This is a genomic window from Rhizobium tibeticum (assembly GCF_900110205.1).
GTDB lineage: Bacteria > Pseudomonadota > Alphaproteobacteria > Rhizobiales > Rhizobiaceae > Rhizobium > Rhizobium tibeticum.
The window spans coordinates 83,942-105,948 of sequence record NZ_FOCV01000009.1 but is presented as its reverse complement, the minus strand read 5'-3'; the positions used below and the strand labels follow the sequence as shown (position 1 = coordinate 105,948).

At 60.8% G+C, this 22,007-nt stretch carries 20 protein-coding genes and 1 pseudogene; 14 read left to right on the top strand and 7 right to left on the bottom strand.

Annotated features, from left to right (window positions below):
* The first annotated feature begins 102 nt into the window (after window positions 1–102).
* Window positions 103–1,137: an aldo/keto reductase gene (locus BSG20_RS12185; protein ID WP_072375466.1), complete on the top strand. Its 1,035-nt coding sequence runs from the start codon at window positions 103–105 to the stop codon at window positions 1,135–1,137.
* Between the two features lie 58 nt (window positions 1,138–1,195).
* Here the strand turns inward: BSG20_RS12185 and BSG20_RS12180 are convergent, their stop codons facing one another.
* On the bottom strand, window positions 1,196–1,954 hold the full coding sequence (locus tag BSG20_RS12180; RefSeq protein ID WP_072375463.1) for a bestrophin-like domain: 759 nt from the start codon (window positions 1,952–1,954) through the stop codon (window positions 1,196–1,198).
* A gap of 135 nt (window positions 1,955–2,089) precedes the next feature.
* Here BSG20_RS12180 and BSG20_RS12175 point away from each other — a divergent pair, with 135 nt between their 5' ends.
* Window positions 2,090–2,638 (top strand): glutathione peroxidase, encoded by a 549-nt coding sequence (locus tag BSG20_RS12175; RefSeq protein ID WP_072375661.1) that lies wholly within the window; start codon window positions 2,090–2,092, stop codon window positions 2,636–2,638.
* Window positions 2,639–2,666: 28 nt separating this feature from the next.
* On the opposite strand, the gene BSG20_RS12170 is transcribed toward BSG20_RS12175, so the two are convergent.
* Complete coding sequence (locus BSG20_RS12170) at window positions 2,667–3,323, bottom strand: TetR/AcrR family transcriptional regulator (protein ID WP_072375460.1); 657 nt, start codon at window positions 3,321–3,323, stop codon at window positions 2,667–2,669.
* Between the two features lie 122 nt (window positions 3,324–3,445).
* Between BSG20_RS12170 and BSG20_RS12165 the strand changes: the two genes are divergently transcribed.
* Window positions 3,446–4,648, top strand: coding sequence for an HlyD family secretion protein (locus tag BSG20_RS12165; RefSeq protein WP_072375457.1), 1,203 nt, complete (start codon window positions 3,446–3,448; stop codon window positions 4,646–4,648).
* 24 nt (window positions 4,649–4,672) lie between these two features.
* On the top strand, window positions 4,673–6,244 hold the full coding sequence (locus BSG20_RS12160; protein WP_072375454.1) for a DHA2 family efflux MFS transporter permease subunit: 1,572 nt from the start codon (window positions 4,673–4,675) through the stop codon (window positions 6,242–6,244).
* Between the two features lie 45 nt (window positions 6,245–6,289).
* Here the strand turns inward: BSG20_RS12160 and BSG20_RS12155 are convergent, their stop codons facing one another.
* Complete coding sequence (locus BSG20_RS12155) at window positions 6,290–7,135, bottom strand: AraC family transcriptional regulator (protein ID WP_072375659.1); 846 nt, start codon at window positions 7,133–7,135, stop codon at window positions 6,290–6,292.
* A gap of 74 nt (window positions 7,136–7,209) precedes the next feature.
* On the opposite strand from BSG20_RS12155, the gene BSG20_RS12150 reads away from it, so the two are divergent.
* On the top strand, window positions 7,210–8,139 hold the full coding sequence (locus BSG20_RS12150; RefSeq protein WP_072375657.1) for a phytanoyl-CoA dioxygenase family protein: 930 nt from the start codon (window positions 7,210–7,212) through the stop codon (window positions 8,137–8,139).
* Between the two features lie 31 nt (window positions 8,140–8,170).
* On the opposite strand, the gene BSG20_RS12145 is transcribed toward BSG20_RS12150, so the two are convergent.
* From BSG20_RS12145 to BSG20_RS12135, 3 genes are all read right to left on the bottom strand, one after another.
* The gene (locus BSG20_RS12145; protein ID WP_072375451.1) at window positions 8,171–8,920 is read right to left on the bottom strand and encodes a TerC family protein; all 750 of its coding nucleotides are present in this window, start codon (window positions 8,918–8,920) and stop codon (window positions 8,171–8,173) included.
* Window positions 8,921–9,022: 102 nt separating this feature from the next.
* On the bottom strand, window positions 9,023–9,862 hold the full coding sequence (locus tag BSG20_RS12140; RefSeq protein ID WP_072375448.1) for a GyrI-like domain-containing protein: 840 nt from the start codon (window positions 9,860–9,862) through the stop codon (window positions 9,023–9,025).
* 106 nt (window positions 9,863–9,968) lie between these two features.
* Window positions 9,969–10,640, bottom strand: a complete 672-nt coding sequence (locus BSG20_RS12135) for a TetR/AcrR family transcriptional regulator (RefSeq protein ID WP_072375445.1) — start codon at window positions 10,638–10,640, stop codon at window positions 9,969–9,971.
* Between the two features lie 155 nt (window positions 10,641–10,795).
* Here BSG20_RS12135 and BSG20_RS12130 point away from each other — a divergent pair, with 155 nt between their 5' ends.
* The 8 genes and pseudogenes from BSG20_RS12130 to BSG20_RS12095 all read left to right on the top strand — a co-directional run bounded on the left by BSG20_RS12130 (window position 10,796) and on the right by BSG20_RS12095 (window position 19,101).
* Window positions 10,796–11,992, top strand: coding sequence for an HlyD family secretion protein (locus BSG20_RS12130; protein ID WP_072375443.1), 1,197 nt, complete (start codon window positions 10,796–10,798; stop codon window positions 11,990–11,992).
* A gap of 22 nt (window positions 11,993–12,014) precedes the next feature.
* A complete protein-coding gene (locus BSG20_RS12125) occupies window positions 12,015–13,607 on the top strand; it encodes a DHA2 family efflux MFS transporter permease subunit (RefSeq protein ID WP_072375440.1) in 1,593 nt (530 codons plus the stop codon).
* A gap of 192 nt (window positions 13,608–13,799) precedes the next feature.
* The gene (locus tag BSG20_RS12120; protein ID WP_072375437.1) at window positions 13,800–14,825 is read left to right on the top strand and encodes a LacI family DNA-binding transcriptional regulator; all 1,026 of its coding nucleotides are present in this window, start codon (window positions 13,800–13,802) and stop codon (window positions 14,823–14,825) included.
* Window positions 14,826–14,843: 18 nt separating this feature from the next.
* Window positions 14,844–16,298, top strand: a complete 1,455-nt coding sequence (gene xylB, locus BSG20_RS12115; protein WP_072375434.1) for a xylulokinase — start codon at window positions 14,844–14,846, stop codon at window positions 16,296–16,298.
* A 37-nt stretch (window positions 16,299–16,335) separates the two neighbouring features.
* Window positions 16,336–17,646, top strand: coding sequence for a xylose isomerase (gene xylA, locus BSG20_RS12110; RefSeq protein WP_072375431.1), 1,311 nt, complete (start codon window positions 16,336–16,338; stop codon window positions 17,644–17,646).
* 261 nt (window positions 17,647–17,907) lie between these two features.
* Window positions 17,908–18,099, top strand: a pseudogene (locus BSG20_RS12105) (IS110 family transposase); the annotation flags it as partial.
* Between the two features lie 184 nt (window positions 18,100–18,283).
* A complete protein-coding gene (locus BSG20_RS12100) occupies window positions 18,284–18,502 on the top strand; it encodes a hypothetical protein (protein WP_072375425.1) in 219 nt (72 codons plus the stop codon).
* Between the two features lie 128 nt (window positions 18,503–18,630).
* Window positions 18,631–19,101 carry a cupin domain-containing protein gene (locus tag BSG20_RS12095; RefSeq protein WP_072375421.1) on the top strand — a complete coding sequence of 157 codons (471 nt, stop codon included), beginning with the start codon at window positions 18,631–18,633 and terminating at the stop codon, window positions 19,099–19,101.
* 101 nt (window positions 19,102–19,202) lie between these two features.
* Here the strand turns inward: BSG20_RS12095 and BSG20_RS12090 are convergent, their stop codons facing one another.
* A complete protein-coding gene (locus BSG20_RS12090; protein ID WP_024314894.1) occupies window positions 19,203–20,234 on the bottom strand; it encodes a LacI family DNA-binding transcriptional regulator in 1,032 nt (343 codons plus the stop codon).
* 170 nt (window positions 20,235–20,404) lie between these two features.
* Here BSG20_RS12090 and BSG20_RS12085 point away from each other — a divergent pair, with 170 nt between their 5' ends.
* Window positions 20,405–21,928 carry a sugar ABC transporter ATP-binding protein gene (locus BSG20_RS12085; protein ID WP_072375418.1) on the top strand — a complete coding sequence of 508 codons (1,524 nt, stop codon included), beginning with the start codon at window positions 20,405–20,407 and terminating at the stop codon, window positions 21,926–21,928.
* Window positions 21,929–22,007 lie beyond the last annotated feature (79 nt).

Here is a 22,007-nt window from a genome sequence, read left to right as displayed (position 1 = left end):
ATGATTTACGCTTGACAAGTTATATGACGTCCGTCATTTAAATGCAAACGAATGACGATCGTCATTTAAAAATAGATGAAGGACACAAGAAGGGCGATGACAATGCGTTATAGAATCTTTGGCCGGACAGGCCTTCGCGTCTCCAGCATGGCGCTCGGTACCGGCAACTTCGGAACCGGCTGGGGTTACGGGTCGAGCCGCGAAGATGCCAAGGCGATGTTCGACGGCTATCGCGCCGCCGGCGGTAATTTTCTCGACACAGCGGACCAGTACCAATTCGGTCAATCGGAAACGATGCTCGGCGATTTCATCCAAAGCGATCGCGACGATGTCATCGTGGCCACCAAGTACTCCCTTGGCGACACCCATGGCGCGGGGCTGCACCGCACCGGCAATAGCCGCAAGGCCATGGTCCAGTCCGTCGAGGCAAGCCTGAAACGGCTTCGCACCGATCGCATCGATCTTCTCTGGGCGCATATGCCCGACGCGGTGACGCCGATCGATGAGATCATGCGCGGCTTCGATGACCTCGTCCGATCGGGCAAGATTCTCTACGCAGGCCTTTCCGACTTTCCTGCCTGGCGAGCGGCAACCGGGGCCACCCTTGCAGAGCTTCGCGGCTGGGCGCCGCTTTCGGCCCTGCAGCTCGAATACAGCCTCGTCGAGCGCACCGCCGAGCGTGAACTGCTTCCGATGGCGGCAGCCTTTGGGCTTGGCGCCGTTGGCTGGTCGCCGCTTGGCGGCGGACTGCTCACCGGCAAGTATCGCAAGGGAGAGACCGGCCGGCAGCAGGGCCTCGGCGTCGTCATTCACGCGGAGAGCGATGCGCGCAAGACCGCAGCCGTCGACACTCTGATTGCCATTGCAGAGGAAACCGGAATGTCCGCCGGCCAGATCGCCATCGCATGGGTGCTGCACAAGGACACGCTGCCGATCATCGGCCCCCGCACACCTGCTCAGCTGTCCGACAACCTCGCAGCGCTCGACGTGAAGCTTACTGACGAACACGTCCGGCGGCTGGATGACGCGAGTGCCATTCCGCTTGGTTTTCCCCATGATGTCGTCGCCCGCAGCCGCGATACGCTCGCCGGCGCCAAGGCCGATCTCATCGCGTGGCCAGCGGTTGCGGTTCGCTGAGCCTGATGAGGCGTCGCGCCGTGCTGTCTGTTCTCGATGGCGCGGCGATCGGGCGCTGCTACTGTTGAAGCTCAGCCAGCGCCCTGCGGAGAGGCGTGTCGGAAATCTGGATCCAGCCCGCGAACGGAACATCCATGTCGAGCACGACGAAGATCGATAAGGATATCAGCAGCGCAGATATGAAGAACATCAGCACAACGATGACGTTCCTGGGCGCGCGATAGCCGAAGCTGGCAAAAATCAGCGTCAGCCATGCCGTCAACATCGTGATGAGCGGCCGGGGGATGACGCCCTCCGACTGTTCGACGATGATCCAGCGCTGCTCGACGATCCTTTGATACTGCTGGCGGGCGTCGTTCCACAGCACAACATGCCCCGGGTTGGATGGTGCGATCAGCGCAAGACTGTCGCCGACCGCGTTGAGAGCAAGCTCGCTCGTGCGGTCGCTTTTAACCAACGGATCCGGCGCCCGAACTGGATTGCTAAGGGCGTTTTCGACGTAGTTTTCCAGACGCTTGCGGGTTTCGTTGGCCTCCAGGCCGTAGGTGCGCAATGTCCGGTCAAGAAGGATGATCTGCGTCGCGAAGGCGTGAACGTTCTTGTCAATCTCGGCGAAGGTGTTCTTTGAGGAATTGATCATCAGGCCGAAGACGAGCGAGGTCATGACGACGAAGATGTTGGCGACCAGCCGGACGACGGTGTTCGTTTCGTCCTGGCGGTGATGGACCGGCAGCTTCGAATAGGTCAGCATCGTTCCGATCGAGGCTGTCATGAGCAAGGCGAAGACAACGACCGCCACCAGCAATTCCAGCACCATCTTCCGTCGCGCCCTCCCGTGCTCTCGGGGCAAACTAGCTGTTTTAATTGATTTTGCCAGTGGACTGCGTTTGCCCGCTGGACAAACGTCTGGGTGGGTATAGCTTCCGCAGCGAAATTCATGCTGGAGATGGCGATGACTGATATTTTGAATGTACCCTTGAAGCTGGCTGATGGTCGCGAGACGACATTGAACGATCACCGTGGCAAGGTGATGCTGGTCGTCAATGTCGCCTCCAAATGTGGTCTGACCGTCCAGTATGAAGGGCTTGAGAAGCTCTATGAGGACAAGCGCGAGCGCGGCTTCGTGATTGCCGCCTTTCCGGCAAACAATTTCAAGGGGCAGGAGCCTGGCACGGATGCCGAGATCGTCGAATTCTGCACCCTGACCTACGACGTGAAATTCCCGATCTTCTCGAAGATCTCGGTAAAGGGCGAGGACAAACATCCGCTTTACCAACTGCTGACAGCCGCTGCCGGTACTGCCATTGGCGACGGTCCGATGCGGGAGCGGCTGCGCAACAACGGCCTGGCGAGCGGCGACAACAGTGAAATCCTCTGGAATTTCGAAAAGTTCCTGGTCGGTCGCGACGGCAAGGTGGTTGCGCGGTTTGCGCCTGATGTCACCGCCGAGGATCAGCGGCTGGTCTCGGCGATCGACAAGGAGCTTGCAAGGACCGCCTGACGCCGGTCTTCGCGCTTAGGCGCGGCTTCTATGCCGGAACGACTGCCGCACCGTTCATAAACAGATCTGCGCACATTTTTGCCCGCGCGGCGATCTCCTCGATCCCGGGGGCCGGCTGCTGGCGCAACATTGCGGCGCGCTGGGGCTCCATGGCCATCATGCCGCGCAGCATCCCGCAGGCGGCATGCGGGTCGGCGAGGGCGATGACGCCGCGATCGACCTGCTTGCGCAGCCATCCCTCCATCAGCGCATTCGTTCGGACGATGGCGTTTTCATAGAACGAAGCCGCGATCTCGGGGAAGCGGTCGGACTCGCCGATCACAAGGCGCATCATCGTGATGGTGTCTTCGGAGAGCGTCAGCATGCCGTAGGCCATCAGCATCCGCTCCAGCCCCTGGCGCAGATCAGCCGCCGCAAGCGTGGTCGGGTCGAGGGCCAACAGAAAGCGGCCGATGCGATCGGAAATCAGATCCGAGAAGAGGTCGGCTTTTGTTGGAAAGAGCCGGTAGAGCGTCTTCGTCGAGACGCCGGCTTCCTGCGCGATCGCCGCGATGCTCGCCGTCGCATATCCATTCTCGTGAAACTGCTTGTTCGCAGCCTCGATGATGACGCTCCTGGTGTCCTCGTCGCACCGCGCCTGCGGTCTGCCACGGGGCCTTCTCTCGATCTTGTGATTTGGGACCATCACGATTTTCCAAATTCATGTTGACATCGATTTTATAGAGCATATTTTGGAAAACGTCAATTTTCCTTTTTATGCATCAGGCGCCGCAGCCCTCCCGACGGCGGCCATGATCGGAGAAAACAATGACCGCCCAGAAGCTGCATGCTCTGAACAACAACAGCGCCCCGACCACTGAACCGGTGATAGAGGCGGCCCCGGAAACGCTTGAGGCCGGCAGGCCACTGCAAGCGGAGGCGCCACGCACTGCCGCCAAGGCGCCGCCGCAATCGCGCGAGCGCCCGGGTCGGTCGCTGCTGCTTGGCGCGGCGGCCCTCGCGATCGTGGCCGCGGGCGCCTATTACGGGCACGATTACTGGACGGTCGGTCGCTTCCATGTGTCGACCGATGACGCCTATGTAAAGGCGGATAACAGCACGATCGCGCCCAAGGTCTCTGGCTATCTGGCCGAGGTGCTTGTCAATGACAATCAGCCGGTGAAGGCGGGCCAGCCGCTTGCGCGGATCGATGATCGCGATTTCCAGACGGCGCTCGACCAGGCAAAAGCCGACGTTTCCGCCGCTGCGGCCACGCTCAATGCCAAGCAGGCGGCCCTCGCTATCCAGCAATCGACGATCGCTGCCGCCCGTGCCACCGTCGAGGTCGACGAGGCCAACGAGACGTTCGCCGAGCAGAACAACAAGCGCTATTCGAGCCTTGCCACCAACGGCTACGCCCCGGTCCAGACCGCCCAGCAGGCGGCCTCGCAGATCGCCGCGGCACAGGCAACGATCGCGCGCGACAGCGCAGCGCTCGATGCGGCCGGAAAACAGGTCGATCTTCTGAACGCTGAGCTTGCTCAGGCAAAAGCTGCTCTGGCCCGCAGCCAGGCCGTCGAGCGTCAGGCCGAGCTTAATCTCTCCTATGCCACGATCGTGGCACCGGTTGACGGCACCGTCGGCAACCGCACGCTGCGCGTCGGTCAGTACGTTCAAGCAGGTACGCAGTTGATGTCGGTCGTCCCGACGAATGCGGCCTATGTGATTGCGAACTATAAGGAAACGCAGCTGACCGACGTGCATGCCGGCCAGCCGGTCGACATCGAAGTCGATACCTTCCCCGGCCGCACATATCACGGTCATGTCGACAGCATAGCGCCGGCCAGCGGCCAGGAGTTTGCGTTACTGCCACCTGATAACGCCACCGGAAATTTCACGAAGGTCGTGCAGCGTATCCCGGTCAAGATCGTACTCGACGGCAATGGTGCCGCCAGCGGCGACCTTCGTCCTGGCATGTCGGTGCAACCGAGCATCGACACCAAGGCCGTCAACGCGACCCATGGGGCCTGATGGGCAGAAGATGAGGATCTTGTCATGTCTACCACAATTGCTGTCTCCCAGCCGCGTGCCAGCATGAAGGATTGGATTGCCGTACTTGCCGGCATGATCGGCGCATTCATGGCAATCCTCAACATCCAGATCACCAATGCTTCCCTCCTCGACATCGAGGGCGGCATCGGCACAGGCGTCGACAATGGTGCCTGGATTTCAACCTCGTATCTGATCGGCGAGATCGTCGTCATTCCGCTGACGGCGTATTTCAGCAGCGTCTTTTCCTTCCGCCGCTACATTCTCGTCAATTCGGTTCTCTTCCCGATCTTTTCGATTGCCTGTGCGTTCGCCCATGATCTCGGGACGATGATTCTGTTGCGCGGGCTGCAGGGATTTGCCGGCGGCGTGCTGATCCCGATGGCTTTCACCATGGTCTTGACCAAGCTGCCGAAGGTACAGCAGCCGCGCGGCCTGGCGCTCTTTGCCCTATCCGTTACCTTCGCTCCGGCCATCGGCCCCACGATCGGCGGCTTTCTCACCGAAAATTACGGCTGGCAGACCATCTTCTTCATCAACGCCGTTCCAAGCGCCGTCATGGCGATCGCGCTTGCCTTGACGCTCGAGAAGCAGCCGATGCAGCTCCACCTGCTGAAGGAGGGCGACTGGGCTGGCATTTTTACCATGGCAATCGGCCTTTCTGCCCTGCAGACCGTGCTTGAGGAGGGCAACAAAGAGGATTGGTTCTCCTCGCCTTTCATCGTCAAGCTCAGCATCGTGGCTGTTGTCTTCCTCGTCACTTTCGTTTGGATCGAACTGACGGTTGAAAAACCCCTGGTGAAGCTGCGTCTTTTGAAACAGCGCAATTTCGGTATCGGCGTTGCAGTCAATGTGCTCGTCGGCGTCGCCCTGTTTGGCACTGTCTACATCCTCCCGCAGTATCTGGGTCAGGTGCAGAGGTACAACGCCGAGCAGATCGGCAATGTGCTGGCCTGGACCGGATTGCCGCAACTGCTCCTCATCCCGCTGGTCCCACTGCTGATGAAGCGCTTCGACGCCCGCTATATCGGCTTCCTCGGCATTTCGATCTTCGCGATCAGCTGTTTCATGAACATCACGCTGTCGGCAGACAACGCCGGTGATCAGTTCTGGATTCCGAATATCGTGCGCGCCATAGGCCAGGCCCTTGTCCTGACCCCGATCACCGCCATCACGACGGCCGGCATCGCGGCGTCGGATGCTGCGGCTGCATCGGGCTTGACGAACATGCTGCGCAACCTCGGCGGCGCCGTTGGCACGGCATCGCTTGGTACGATCCTGACGAAGCGCGAGCAGTTCCATTCGAATATCATCGGTCAGTCTGTGACGCTTGCCCGCGACGAGGTTCGCGACCGCCTCAGCCAAACGACGAATTATTTCCTGGCGCACGGGGTCTCAGACCCGGCGGTCGCCAGCAAGAAAGCCATCGTCGTCCTGGGCCAAATCGTCAAGCGCCAGGCGCTCATTCTTGGCTTCAGCGACACTTTCGCCGTCATCGGAGTGGTGCTTGCCATCGCCGCGTTCGCGCTGTTGCTCACCCGGAAGTCGCAGGCAGGTGGTGGTGCCGGAGCGCACTGAGCCCGCCACTCGTCACATTGCGAAGACCGGTTGATACGGCTGCGCTCACAATCTGCAGTGCTGGCGGCGAAACTCGCTTGGCGAACAGTGTTCGCGATCGTGAAACATTCGGGAAAAGTAGAATGCGTCGTCAATGCCGACGGCATTCGAAATCGCCTCGATCGAGAGATCGGATGTCGCCAGCAACTGCTTGGCCCGATCGATGCGAAGGCGCTGCTGGAAGGCCTTCGGTGAGAGGCCGATGGCCGCCTGGAAACGCCGCCGCAACGTTGCCGGCGACATGCCGAATTCCTGCGCGAGGGACTGCATGTCCGTCGGCTCGAATGCGCGACGCTGCAGGGTCTCGATCACCAACTCAACGTTTACGTCGCCGGCATCGTTCCTGCGCGTGGTTGCCTGGCGGGCGCCTTGGACGGCGATGCGGTGAAGCGTCGCTGCTGCCGATGCAAGGCTGAGCGGATCGCCTGCTGCAAAGTCCGAATGAAGCGCGCTGAAGAGATGCTGCATCTCGCGAAGATTGTGCAGCCGCACCAGCGGAGCTGCCGCCGATATCAGCCGCTGACGGATCAGGTCTGCCGTCAGCGTTCCCTCGAAGAGAGCCCATCGTTCCTCCCAGCTCTCTCCGTTGGTCGGGCCATAGGAATGCAATGTGCCGGCGGGCAGCCAGAAGAGCGATGGCCCACGGATCTCCTGAACACCTGCCTTCACCGTCTGCAAGGTGCCATGCCCGGCTTCCACGAGAACGACGGCGTGCATCGGCAGGCGGCGGTCGGCGATACGTGTTCCAATGCGTTGCCGGCCGAACCCCGTGACGGCGAGCGCCGTGCCGCCGGCAGAGGGTGAGCGATAGAGCGCGATCGGCGTTTCATGATGAGCGAAAAATCCAGTCATTCTTTCCATCCATGGCAAGTCTGCTTTCTTTCCTCCAGATTTTCCAACGTCTATTCGCTTTGGGAGTGATCGAAATGTCAAGTCTTGCTCTGGATCGCAAGCCCGGTCAGCCGGCGACCGACCTGGGCGCTAACGGGAAGGTCCTTTCGACTGCGGCGAACCGCTTGGGTGGGCTCGTGCCGACGGATCCGTCGATCGGCGTGGAGGCGATCCGCAGGCTTTATCACGAAAACGGCTATGTCTGGTTGAAGCGCTTTCTCGATCCCGAAGCGGTGAATGCGTTTCGCGGCTGGGTTTTCTCGCATCTGGCACGCGGCGGGCTCGTCGCACCCGGCTCCGATCCGATGCTCGGGCTATCGGCCGGCACGGGCTTAGACAAAGGCCAGGTCGATCGCATTCTGATGTCGCTCGTCCGCTCGGTCGCCTTTGAGGGTTTTTGCGCGCAGGCGCGGCTTGCGGGGTTCATGGACGAGTTCCTTTGCGGAATCTCCTACCTGCACAAGCGCAAGATCATGCGTTTCACCCAGCCCGGCACAGCGACGGCAACCCCCGCGCATTACGATCTCGTCTATCTGCGGGGCGGCACCAACCGGCTGGTGACCGCCTGGATTCCAATCGGCGATACGCCGGTCGACATGGGCGGGCTCGTCTATCTTGAGGGATCGCATGCCCTCGGCGTGCGGATGGAAGAGGAATTTTCCAGGAAGAGCCTCGACCTGTCGGCAGAGGAAAGGATCAGTGCATTCAACCGCAACATGACCGAGGGCGGCTGGGTTTCGAAGGACCTCCCCGAGATGGCGGAGCGCTTCAATACGCGCTGGCTGGTCGCCGACTACGAGGCCGGCGACGTCGTATTGCACAGTCCTTACATGATCCACGCCTCGACCACGAACCAAAGCGCCTCGAACCGGATCAGGCTATCGACGGACGTCCGTTATCAGAACGTCGATGACGAGATCGACGCGCGGTGGGGCAATCATTGGAGCCTGGGGGACATGCTTTAGGGCGCGGCCCGCAGCCGCGCCGTTTGGTGGTTCAGTGGCCGCCTTGCTTTTTCCGCTGGCGAGCATTGCGGGCGAACATGTTGAGCACCTCCACCAACGCCGAGAAGGCCATCGCAGCGTAGACGTAGCCCTTCGGCACGTGGAAGCCCATGCCCTCGGCGATCAGGGTCGTGCCGATCATCATCAGGAAGGCAAGGGCCAGCATGACGATGGTTGGGTTCTTCTCGATGAAATTCGCAAGCGGCGTGGCGGCGACCAGCATCACGGTCACTGCCGCAATCACGGCGACGACCATGATCGGCAAATGCGGTGTCATGCCGACGGCGGTGATGATGCTGTCGACCGAGAAGACGAGGTCCAGCAGCAGGATCTGACCAATGGCGGCTGCAAAGCCGGCCGTCGCTGCCGTGCCAATGAAATCCTCGTTCTGATCGACCGGATCGACGTTGTGGTGAATTTCCTTCGTCGCTTTCCACAAGAGGAAGAGACCGCCGGCGATGAGGATGATGTCCTTCCAGGAGAAGCCGTGGCCGAACAGTTCGAAGATCGGTGCCGTCAGCTTTACGATCCAGGCAATGGTGCCGAGGAGGGCAAGTCGCATCACAAGGGCGAGGCCAATGCCCACCTGGCGTGCTTTCTCGCGATGCTCGGGCGGCAGCTTGTTGGTGAGAATAGAAATGAAGATGAGGTTGTCGATCCCGAGGACCACTTCCATCACCACGAGGGTGACGAGGGCCACCCAGGCGGCCGGGTCCTGAACGAGCATCATGATGTCTTGCATTGGCGTATATCCCCTTGCGCCACATAGATTTGACGCTCGCAATGTACGGACGCAGCCTGCCTTGGCAAGCGCGCAAGGGGATATACGAAAGCCAGACGCCTTTTATTCCCTGATGGGAATCCAGATTTCCGTCAGGCCCATGCCGGTATAGGGGTCGAAGCGCTCGTCGTAGCGCTCGAACATGTCGGGCATGTTGCCGAATTGAATGCCGGAGTTCGGCATCCAGTTCCCGAAAATCTGATGCATCGTTGCGGGAATGCCAGAGACATGGCCGCGATGAGCAAAGACCGCGTAGCGCTGGCCGGGTATCTTTAGCGTGGTAAAGCCGTCCGGCAGGTCGCTGCTGTCATCGATTGCCACTGCCGCCATGTAGCGGAACGTCTCGGCCTCGCCCTCGATATGCGTGCAGACGCCATAGGCGACATTGCCGATCTGGCCGGGAATGTTGCCGAAATGAACATTGAATTTTTGCCACAGTGAGGGGATCGCGGCGTTGCCACCGTAGGGATATGTCTCCTGCAAACCGGCGAAGAGCATCGGCGGCAGGGTTTCGAAGCGCGGCGGTTCGAGTTCGGGAAGACGGGCGGGGTCCATGCGGATCGGCTCCAGAAGTGCGAGGTTGCGCGTGTGCCCCTGCTTGCGGACGGCCTCAGGTGTTAGACCGAACTGATCGCGAAAGGCACGGGTGAATGCCTCGTGCGAGCCGTAACCCGCGTCGAGAGCAACCTCGAGAATGTTGGCCGGTTGATCGAGCAGCGTCCGTGCCGCACCGCTCAGGCGGCGGGCGCGGATATAGCTGCTGATCGAATGCCCGGTGACAAGCCCGAAGACGCGCGAAAGGTGGTAGCGCGAAAGCCCGGCAACGTCCGAAATCTCTTGCAGAGTGATGTCGTTGCCGAAATGACTTTCGATAAACCAGATCGCTCGTCCGACGGCGCTCATTCCTTCTCCCTTGGCTGCACGCCTTTCATAGCGAAAGGCAGTACGTCGCGTTTGATCCGGGTTGCGGAATTCTGGCGCCGACGGAGGAAGAAATCAAAGGGCGGGTTCAGGACTGCTTCTTGGCGCCATAGGCTGCCGTGAAGACGCGGATGGCGCCATTGACCACGCGATCCATCTCCTCGCGCGGAGGAGGGGCGTCCATGTCGCCGAACAGGCGCAGCTTGAAGAAACTTCCACCGCAGAGTTCCAGGAATTGCCGGGCGGCAAGCTCGATGTCGTCGATCTCGAAACGGCCAGCCTCGACCTGGCTCGTCAGGAAATCCTTCAACACCGTCCGGATGTTCTCCGGGCCGGTGAAAAAACGCTGACAGAGGTGCGGCATGCGGTCGCGTACACCGATGACCGTGCGCATTGCATTGATGACCTTATCCTCGGTCAGGTGGCTGACAAAGGTCATGCCGAAGTCGTGCAACGCGACGTCGGGATCATTGGATTTCTTGAGAGTATTGCGCACGCTGGCGACGAAGGCCGCTCGCTCGCTCTCCATCATCGCGGTGAAGAGCTCTTCCTTGTTGGCGAAGTAGACGTAGAGCGTTCCCTTTGAAACTCCGGCCTCGCGCGTTACATCGTTCATGCTCGCGGCATCGAAGCCAAGTTTCATGAAAACGCGTCGGGCGCCGTCGAGAATTTGTTTGCGCTTGGCAGGGTCTTCGCCTGCAGCCCACCGGCCGCCAGTCGAGGGAGAGTCGTCCACGCGCGTATCGGAAAGCTCTGTCATCGCTCCTTAACCATATCCGCATCAGCGAATTTTTCGTTAATAAAACCGAACCAACCGGTTCGATATATCTTGATATGAATGGAAAAAGGTTCTATGTCAACTGAACCGAACCGTTCAGTTCGATTAAATTCCACTCGATTTACCGGTAGCCGCCCATGTCGTCCAGTCCAAAAGCCAATGTTGCCCGCATCGTCAGCGAGCCTGCTGATGCCGAGGGCAAGGCTCAGGAAGCCGCAGTCCCCACCGCGGAAGCACCGCGCGCGCCGCAAGCTCCTGCTGAGACGCAGGCCGTTCCCGCAGAGAAGAAGAAAAAGCGCAGTCTCGCTCTGCCGATCATTGGCCTTGCGCTGCTCGCAGGCGCTGCCTGGTACGGCTACGATTGGTGGACGACGGGCCGTTTCCTGGTCTCGACCGATGACGCCTATATCGGAGGCGACATCGCGACGATCTCGCCGAAAGTCACAGGCTACGTCGCCAAGGTGAATGTCGTTGCCAACCAGAAAATCAAGGCAGGCGACGTCTTGGCATCGCTCGACGACGGCGACTACAAGCTCGCCCTCGATCAGGCGATGGCGTCCCTTGATACCGAAAAGCTCTCGCTGCAGCGCATCGACGCGCAGATCGCCGGTGGACAGGCAAGCCTTGATCAGGCCAAAGCCCAGAAGACCGCCTTGGAAGCCACTGTTCGCGGTGCACAGATCACGCAGACCCGTGCCGCAGAACTGCAATCCAAGTCTGTCGGCACCACCGCCAACCTCGACGCTGCGAACATCGCGCTCGATCAGGCAAAGGCGAACCTCATCGGTGGCGATGCGGCGATCGCATCCGCGGAGGCAAACATCACGCTCCTGCAGGCGCAGCGCCGCGAAGCTGAGGGCACGATCCGCCAGCTCGAGCTTTCGCGCGACAAGGCTGCCCGTGACCTCTCCTTCACGGTTTTGAAGGCGCCTTATGACGGCGTCGTCGGCAACCGTTCCGTCCAGGAAGGCGATCTTGTGTCGCCCGGCCAGCGTCTGATGGCGCTCGTCCCGGTCCGCCAGCTCTTCATCGACGCGAATTTCAAGGAAACGCAGATCCAGCATTTGGTTCCGGGCTCGAAGGTTAACGTCCACGTCGATGCCTATGACGATCGCCCGATCGTCGGCACGGTCGAATCGATCTCGCCGGCATCCGGCTCCGTCTTCTCGCTGCTGCCCCCGGAAAATGCGACGGGCAACTTCACGAAGATTATCCAGCGCGTGCCGGTTCGCATCTCGCTGCCGCAGGACGCCCTCGATAGCGGCCGCCTGCGTGCTGGCCTCAGCGTTGTCGTTGATGTCGACACGCGCACAGCGCCGGACGCCGCCAAGTAATATCGTCTGACGAGGTAGCCCCATGGCCGCGAGCGCAACAATTGGAACCGTTCCGGTCACTCCGGCTGCCACGGATCATATGGATCCCCGCAAGCTCATCGCGTTCTTCGCGATGGTGCTCGGCATGTTCATGTCGATCCTCGACATTCAGATCGTGTCGGCGTCGCTTGCCGAAATCCAGGCGGGCCTCAGCGCCGGTTCGGACGAGATCGGCTGGGTGCAGACATCTTACCTGATCGCTGAAGTCATCATGATTCCGCTGTCGGGTACGCTCGCACGCATCGTCTCGACGCGATATCTGTTTGCCGCCTCGGCTGCGGGGTTCACCATGGCGAGCGCGCTTTGTGCGACGGCGACCAACATCGACCAGATGATCGTCTACCGCGCCATTCAGGGCTTCATCGGCGGCGGCATGATCCCGTCGGTCTTTGCGGCCGCATTCACGATCTTCCCGCCCTCCAAGCGTAGCATCGTGTCGCCGATCATCGGCCTGATCGCCACGCTTGCCCCGACGATCGGCCCGACCGTCGGCGGTTATCTCAGCCATGCCTTCTCCTGGCACTGGCTGTTTCTGGTCAATATCGTGCCCGGTATCATCGTGACGATCGTCACCTGGAACTTCATCGATTTCGACAAGCCGGAATTCTCGCTGATCAAGAAGTTCGATTGGTGGGGATTGCTCTCCATGGGCATGTTCCTCGGCGCGCTGGAATATGTACTGGAAGAAGGCAATTCGAACGACTGGTTCAACGACACCCACATCACCATGGGTGCCGTCGCCTCGGCGATCGGTTGCGTCGTGTTCTTCTACCGGGCATTCAAGGTGGACTTCCCGGTCGTCGATCTCAGGGCCTTCAGCAACCGAAACTTTGCCGTCGGCTCGCTGTTTTCCTTCGTCATGGGTATAGGCCTCTACGGACTGACCTACATCTATCCGCTCTATCTCGGGCGCATCCGAGGCTACGATTCGCTGATGATCGGCGAGACGATGTTCGTGTCGGGTCTCGCGATGTTTTTCACCGCGCCGATCGCCGGCAAGCTGTCGACCAAGATGGACCTCAGGCTGATGATGGTGCTGGGCTTCATAAGCTTTGCTGCCGGCACCTACATCATGACCGGCATGACCACGGACTGGGATTTCTACGAGCTGTTCATTCCGCAAATCCTGCGCGGGTTCGGGCTGATGATGTGCATGGTGCCGATCAACAATATCGCTCTCGGCACGATGGCGCCGGCGCGTATGCGCGGCGCATCCGGTCTCTTCAACCTGACGCGTAACCTCGGCGGCGCCGTGGGGCTTGCCGTGATCAACACGGTGCTGACGAACCGGCAGGACGTGCACTATCAGCGGATCCGCGAGGGTCTGGACTGGGGCAATCCGATGGCGCTCGATCAGATCAAGAACATGACGTCGAACTATGATGCCTATGGCATGGATGGGGCGGTGGTCGCGATCAAGCAGATGGTCGGTCTGGTAACGAAGCAGGCCATGGTGATGTCGTTCGCCGATATCTTTATGTTGCTGACCGTGCTGTTCCTCGCCATGATCGTCGGCATTGTGCTGATCGACAAACCCGCTCCGCAGGGCGGCGGCGGGGGTGGCGGCGGCCACTGATTTCTCCGATGAATGCATTGTGACGCCGGCCTTGGAACCAAGCCGGCGTTGTTGCATTTTTCCTTCCACGCCATCGCACATCACGCTTCAAGCCGTGAAAAATTACCGGCTGATCTTCGATAGAAAAATGTGCTTGCAGATTTTGATTTACGTACATCAAATTTGGAGCTAAAGGTCTCGTCAGGAGGAGAGATGAGACCTACAGTTCACGATATCGCTGCTGCGGCAGGTGTCAGTCTGGCAACCGTCGACCGGGTCTTGAACCAGCGACCGGGCGTGCGCCATGTGACGCGCGAGAAGGTCGAGAATGCCATTCGCGAGATCGGTTACATCAGGGATGTCGCTGCTGCCAACCTCGCCAAGGGCCGCACTTATCCGCTCGTCTTCATCCTGCCGGCCAGCGACAATTCCTTCATGCACAGGCTGAACGCCGAGGTGCGTGCGGCTGCCGCGCGTTCGTCCGTGGAGCGAACGAATATTCGCACCCTCGAGGTGCCAGCCTTCGATCCTGGCGCGCTCGTGAAGGTTCTGGATGAGCTTGGCGAGGAGCGGCCTTCGGGAATCGCCCTTGTAGCCACCGATGCGCCTGAAGTGCGCGACGCCGTCGACCGGCTGGTGAAGGACGGCATTCCCGTCGTGACGCTGGTTTCGGATCTCACCGGCTCGCAGCGCCATCACTATGCCGGTGTCGACAATATTGCAGCCGGTCGCACGGCCGCGCGGCTGCTTGGGCGTTTCCTCGGCGGTGCCAGGGGCGAGATCGCGGTGCTCGCCGGCTCGATGCTGGTGCGTGACCATCGCGAACGCCTCGAGGGTTTCGCCGCCGTTATAGCGGCGGAGTTTCCATCGCTCTCGATCCTGCCTGTCATCGAGGGGCGCGACGATCCGGAGATGGCCCATATGCTGGTGGCAGATGCGCTGTCGAAGAACAGCGGCATCATCGGCATCTACAGCCTCGGTGCCGGCAATCGCGGCCTGATCAAGGCGCTGAAGGAAAAGGCGATCGATCGCTCGCTGACAGTCATTGCCCATGAGCTGACGGCGCATACACGCGCCGCGCTCCTTGATGGAACGATCGACGCAATTCTGAACCAGGATGCGGGTCATGAGGTTCGCAGCGCCATCCGCGTCCTCAAGGCGAAGGCGGACGGACTTTCCGTGATCGACGCGCAGGAGCGCATCCGCCTCGACATATTCCTGCAAGACAATCTGCCGTAACGGCAAGGGGAGAAACACATGTATCTTGGTCTCGATCTCGGAACCTCCGGCGTCAAAGCCATGCTGATCGACGGCGATCAGAAGATCATCGGTTCGGCCAACGGCGCGCTCGATGTCTCGCGTCCGCATTCGGGCTGGTCGGAGCAGGAGCCGTCGCACTGGATCCGTGCCACCGAAGAAGCCGTTGCCGGCCTGAAGGCAAAGCATCCGAAGGAACTCGCCGCCGTCAAGGGCATCGGCCTCTCCGGCCAGATGCACGGCGCGACGCTGCTCGATGCCAACGACAAGGTGCTGCGCCCCTGCATTCTCTGGAACGATACCCGCTCCTACGTCGAAGCGGCAGCGCTCGATTCCGATCCGCGGTTCCGCAAGCTGACCGGCAACATCGTTTTCCCCGGCTTTACCGCGCCGAAGCTTGCCTGGGTCGCCAAGCATGAGCCCGAAATCTTCGCCAAGGTCGCCAAGGTGCTGCTGCCGAAGGACTACCTGCGTCTCTGGCTGACCGGTGAGCACATCTCCGAAATGTCGGACTCGGCAGGCACCGCCTGGCTCGATACCGGCAAGCGCAAATGGTCATCGGAGCTTCTTGCAGTCACCGGCCTCGATGAAAAGCAGATGCCTCATCTGATCGAAGGAACGGAGCAGGGTGGCACGCTTCGCAGCGAGCTGGCCGGCAAGTGGGGTATGTTGGAAAGCGTCGTCGTTGCCGGGGGCGCAGGTGATAACGCAGCTTCGGCCTGTGGCATGGGTACGGTCAGCGATGGCGCTGCCTTCGTGTCGCTCGGGACCTCGGGCGTTCTTTTTGCCGCCAATGCCGCCTATCTGCCGAAGCCGGAAAGCGCCGTGCATGCCTTCTGCCACGCACTGCCTGATACCTGGCACCAGATGGGCGTCATCCTGTCGGCGACGGATGCGCTGAACTGGCATTCCGGTGTCACCGGCAAGTCGGCGGCGGATCTGACCGCCGAACTTGGCGAAACGCTGAAGGCGCCATCGGGTGTTACCTTCCTTCCCTATCTCTCGGGCGAGCGCACGCCGCACAACGACGCCGTCATTCGTGGGGCCTTTATCGGCCTCGAGCACGAGAGCAGCCGCGTGGTGCTGACCCAAGCCGTGCTGGAAGGCGTCTCCTTCGCCATCCGCGACAATCTCGAAGCACTGCGCTCGGCTGGCACGGATATTTCCCGCGTCACCGCGATCGGTGGCGGCTCTCGCTCGCGCTACTGGTTGGCCTCGATCGCCACGGCGCTCGGCGTGCCGGTCGACCTGCCGGCGGACGGCGACTTCGGCGCCGCTTTCGGCGCCGCGCGTCTCGGCCTGATCGCCGCGACCAGCACCGATCCGGTTGCCGTCTGCACACCGCCGAAGACGGCCGGCACGATTGAGCCAGTCGCGGCTCTCAGCGGCGCCTACGAGGATGCCTACAAGCGTTACCGCGCTCTCTACCCGGCGATCAAGTCGCTGCAGCACTGAACCCAGAACAACAATCTCAAACCCGAGGAGACACGAGATGAGCACCGGATTTTTCGGCGACATCCAGAAGATCAAGTATGAAGGCCCGGACAGCACCAATCCGCTGGCCTTCCGCCATTACGACAAGGACGAAGTCGTCCTCGGCAAGCGCATGGAAGACCATCTGCGCTTTGCCGTTGCCTACTGGCACACCTTCACCTGGCCGGGCGGCGACCCCTTCGGCGGCCAGACCTTCCTGCGCCCATGGTTCGAAGACACGATGCAGGCTGCGAAGCTGAAGGCTGACGTCGCGTTTGAGTTCTTCTCGCTGCTTGGCGCTCCGTACTACTGCTTCCACGATGCCGACGTGCGTCCGGAAGGCAAGAACTTCGCCGAGAACACGAAGAACCTCAACGAGATCGTCGACTACTTCGCCGAGAAGCAGGCCGCGACCGGCACCAAGCTGCTCTGGGGCACGGCGAACCTCTTCTCCAACCGTCGCTTCATGTCGGGTGCCGCGACCAATCCGGATCCGGACGTTTTCGCCTTCTCCGCGGCGACGGTGAAGACCTGCATGGACGCCACGCAGAAGCTCGGCGGCGAAAACTACGTGCTGTGGGGCGGCCGCGAAGGTTACGAGACGCTGCTCAACACCGACCTGAAGCGCGAACTCGACCAACTCGGCCGCTTCCTCAACCTCGTCGTCGAATACAAGCACAAGATCGGCTACAAGGGCACGATCCTGATCGAGCCCAAGCCGCAGGAGCCGACCAAGCACCAGTACGACTACGACGTCGCGACCGTCTACGGCTTCCTGAAGAGGAACGGCCTCGAGAATGAAGTGAAGGTCAATATCGAGCAGGGCCACGCGATCCTCGCCGGCCATTCCTTCGAGCACGAGCTGGCACTTGCCAACGCGCTCGGCATCTTCGGCTCGATCGACATGAACCGCAACGACTATCAGTCCGGCTGGGATACCGACCAGTTCCCGAACAATGTTCCGGAAATGGCACTGGCCTACTATCACGTTCTGGCCGGCGGCGGCTTCAAGACCGGTGGTACGAACTTCGATGCCAAGCTGCGTCGCCAGTCGCTGGACCCGGCAGATCTCCTGATCGGCCACGTCGGCGGCATGGATTGCTGCGCCCGCGGCCTGAAGGCTGCCGCCAAGATGATCGAGGATAAGGCGCTCTCCCAGCCGTTGGAAGACCGCTACGCCGGCTGGGGCACGGCGGAAGGCCAGAAGCTCATCCGCGGCGAATACTCGCTGGAGCAGATCGCCGAGTGGGTCGAAAGCAAGGACATCAACCCGCAGCCGAAGTCCGGTAAGCAGGAACTGCTCGAAAACATCGTCAACCGTTACGTCTGATCGGCGGTTGATTGTGGAGGAGAGGGCCGGGGAGCGAAAGCTTCCCGGCTTATACATTGAGAGGCCGGACATCGGATATGATGTTCCGGCCTCGTTTGTCATTGGGTGGTTGCAACACCTCAATGGCGATGCGCAAAGCGGTTGATTCTTGCCCCGCCTGAACTTTCGTTCGGAAAAAAGCAGAAGCCTTTGCCGCATTTCGAGGCTTCGTCGAACCGTTGAGAGAGCTTCGCGCTCGCGTATAAGGGAGACTAGCGCCTCATGTCCTATACTGGCCGTTTTGTCGGCATCGACATATCAAAATCGTCCTTCGACATCTGCATTCTTCCCGAGCAGCAGTCGCTGACCTTTGCCAACACGGCTGCGGGCATCGCCGCGTTCATCGCGTTCCTGGCCCCAGTCGAGGGGATCGAGCGGCTGATCCTCGAGCGGCCGGAAGCGGGAGAGCGATTGGCGTTTAAAGACAGCCGATAATGGTTGACCGCTTACGCCGACCGCGATGGGTGAGTCTGACTGGGGCGCCTACCTCGTTTGCGAGCACCCGCAGTGGTCGTTACAGAAATCGGCCGATCATCATGGCTTGCGCAGCACGCGCTGACGAGCGTAGACCGGTTTCCTGCAAACAGGAGGCCGATACATGGGCGACAGCGAACGTGATTGGACTGCCCTCGTGCAGTCAGTCGCCGACAGCCCCAAGCGCGACAACAGCGCCTATCACAAAGCAATGGCCGAGGCCCGGCACGCGTTTGATGCAGCCGAGGCTGCTCTTGGCGGGCCGGTCCAGGTCAAGACGAAAACGAAGATGAAGCGAAGCGGCGAATACGTCGTGAAATGGATTTTCAAGCGGGTGAAATGACTTGCCGACATTCGATCGGATGACCGAGGAGCGCTTGCTTAGAGATGGTCCGCGGACGTATTCTTCGCATTCGCGAGCCTGCCCCAGCGTGCAGCCGAGGTGAAAGGCCCGGCGAGAGGGAGGATATCATGAAAATCGCATCGATATTCGCAGTCGGTTGGATTGGATTCTGCGGGACCACAGCCTTTGCCTTGGCCGAGGATGCGCACGCAATATTCGCTCCCGGCGATGTCAAGTGGATCGAGGCTCCCAAAACGCTTCCTGCCGGAGCCCAAGCGGCGGTCTTGTTCGGCAATCCCACCAAGAAGGGCTTGTTTGCCCTTCGGCTCAAATTGCCGCCGGGCTATACGATCCCACCGCACACGCATCCTGGCTATGAAGTGGTCACCGTCATATCCGGGGCTGCCAAAATTGGCATGGGCAAAACCGCCGATCGGAGCGCCACGAAGGCACTGCCCGCGGGCAGTTTCTTTGCCTTGCCGCCGGGCACGGCGCATTTCGTCTATTTCGACGATGAGACTGTCGTCCAAATCAACACCAACGGCCCGTGGAGCATTAAGTACGTCAACCCGGCGGACGATCCTCAAAAGTCGCAGTAGCCAATAGCAGTTGCGGCACGAAGGCCAACCGCTCCCGCCGCCCCCAAGCGTGGCGGGACGTCCATGTCGGTGTCGGGTGGCTAAAACATCTGTTAGCGGCCTCAGCGCTTCGTCCATCGCCGCGACGGTGCGCCCACTGAATTGCGCACCACAAGGTCCGGGCGCAGCAGGATTTCGGTCTCCGCCGGCTGGCCGTCGGACAGGAATTCCAAGAGGAGCGCCATGGCCTGCTTGCCGATCGCTGTTCGCGGCTGGCGGATGGTGGTGAGCGGCGGCGACATGAAAACAGCCTGTGGCACGTCGTCGAAGCCGGTCACGGAGAAGTCCTTCGGAATGTCGTAGCCGCGGGCGCCGAGACCGATCATCACGCCGATCGCTGTCTGGTCGTTCACACACATGAAGGCCGTCGGCAGCGTGTCGCGCATGAACAATTGCTCGACGGCGTGGCGGCCGCTTTCAAGCGTTCCGTCGCCTTCGAGCACGATGCGCTTGTCGGGCGCAACGCCTGCCGCATCGAGCCCTGCGTCATAACCCTCGCGACGTCTGGCGTAGGCGAGACGGGTGCGCGAATCGCCGATGAAGGCGATCTTGCGATGTCCCTCGGCAAGCAGCAGGTCGACTGCCTTTCTGGCCCCCTCCACATCGTCGACGCCGACATAGGGGATGCCGCCGTTGAAGACCGGCTCGAAGACGCCAACGCTTGGCGGCAGGCGGGCGGTCATGGTCTGATGACCGAAAGGCAGAATGCCGGTAAAGAGAATCAGACCGGCGGCCTGGTTGGAATTCAGGAACTTCAGATATTCAAGGCCGCGCTGCGCATCATTTTGCGTATGGCCGATCAGAACACCGTAACCATGGGCGCGCGCTTCGTTCTCGAGGCCGACGAGAATGTTGGAAAAATTCGGGTCGCCGATGTCGGGGGCCACCACGAGAATCATGTTCGACCGGCCGAGCCGCAGGCTCCGCGCCATGGCGTTGGTGGTGTAACCGGTGATGGCGATCGCCTGGTTGACCTTCAGCCGCGTCGAGTTGGCGACCTTCTCCGGCATGTGGATCGCCCGCGACACCGTCGCGATCGAAACCTCGGCGATCCGAGCGACGTCTTCTATGGTTGCGGGCGTGGAATTCGACACTGCGTCCTGCCTTGGGATGCCTTCGCCGCGACACTACACAGACTTGTCGAGAGGTCAAACGCCGGAGCCGGCAGATCTGTGTGTAACGATGATGTAAACCTTTACATGCGTCGTGTAAAGGTTTACATATGGCGTCCAGCGGATGGGAGCCGCAGGGAGGAAGCCAGTCAATGAGTGTGGATTCTGTCGACGCCGCGCCTGTGGTGTTGTCCGCGCGGCGCATCTGCAAGTCGTTCAGCGGCGTGCAAGTTCTCTTTAGTGTCAACTTCGATCTGCGCGCCGGCGAAATCCATGCTCTCATGGGCGAAAACGGCGCCGGTAAATCGACTTTGGTCAAGGTCATGTCCGGCTTCGAGCAGCCGAGTTCGGGGGAGATATTGCTCGACGGTGAGCCCGTCGTGCTGCCGGCCAACGGTGCGGCGGAAGCGCTCGGCATCGTTCTCATCCACCAGGAATTCAATCTCGCCGAACATCTGACCGTCACCGAGAGTCTCTATCTCGGTCGCGAAGTCACGCGTTTCGGCATCCTTGACCGCAAACACATGCGCGCCGAGACCCGCAAGGCGCTCGATCTTCTTGGTTCGCATGTCGACGAGAATGCCATAATCGGCACATTGTCGATCGCTGACAAGCAGATGGTTGAAATCGCCAAGGCAATCAGTCGCGATGCCCGGGTCGTCATCATGGACGAGCCGACGGCCGTGCTGTCGCGCGAAGAGACGAACTTCCTGTTCCGGCAGGTGCGCAAGCTGCGCGACAAGGGGACGAGCTTCATCTTCGTATCGCATAAGCTCGACGAGGTGATGGAGATCACCGACCGGGTGACCGTGTTGCGCGATGGGCAGTGGGTCAAGACGGCGCCGACCGCAATGCTCGACGGCGAATCCATCGCCCAGCTGATGGTCGGGCGCGAGCTTTCAAGCCTCTATCCGACCAAGGTCGAGCCCAACGTCGACGAGGAAATCGTCCTCCGGGTCCAAGGGGTTTCGACGGCATATGTACAGGATGCGAGCTTCGAGGTCCGCAAGGGTGAGATCATCGGATTTTCCGGCATGATCGGGTCCGGTCGCACGGAGCTGATGGAGGCGATCGCCGGGTTGCGCGCCCGCGCATCCGGCGAGGTCGTCATTCGCGGCGAGACCGTGCTTTCGGGCGATGTGCATGCCGCCAACCGCGCCGGGCTTGCCTACATGACAAAGGATCGCAAGTCGAAGGGTCTTCTCCTGCGTTCCGGCATGATGACCAATCTGACGCTTCAGTCACTCGGCCAGCATTCGCGGCACGGCTATCTCAGCCCGAGCAGTGAGGCAAAGGCGCTTGCCACGGCGCGGCGACGTTTCGATATCCGCGTGCGCGACACCAATATCGTCGCCGGTCGCATGTCGGGTGGCAATCAGCAGAAGCTGCTGCTTGCCAAGGTCATGGAGACCGAGCCTGAGATCATCATCATCGACGAGCCGACACGCGGCATCGATGTCGGCACCAAGCAGCAGATCTATCATTTTATCTCGGCGCTGGCGCGCGACGGTCGATCGATCATCGTCGTCTCTTCGGAGATGCCTGAGGTGATCGGCCTCTGCACCCGGGTCGCCGTGATGCGAGAGGGGCGCATTGTCGGCGTGCTCGAGGGCGAAGAGATCTCCGAGCAGGAGATCATGCGCTATGCAGCCGGATTGAAGAAGAAAGCCGCCTGATGCTGGCGGAGAGGCGGCTGCGCTCAGCGGGCCGCGCAGGTATGATGCCCATCTAATTTGGGGCGGGAGGTCGGTTTGG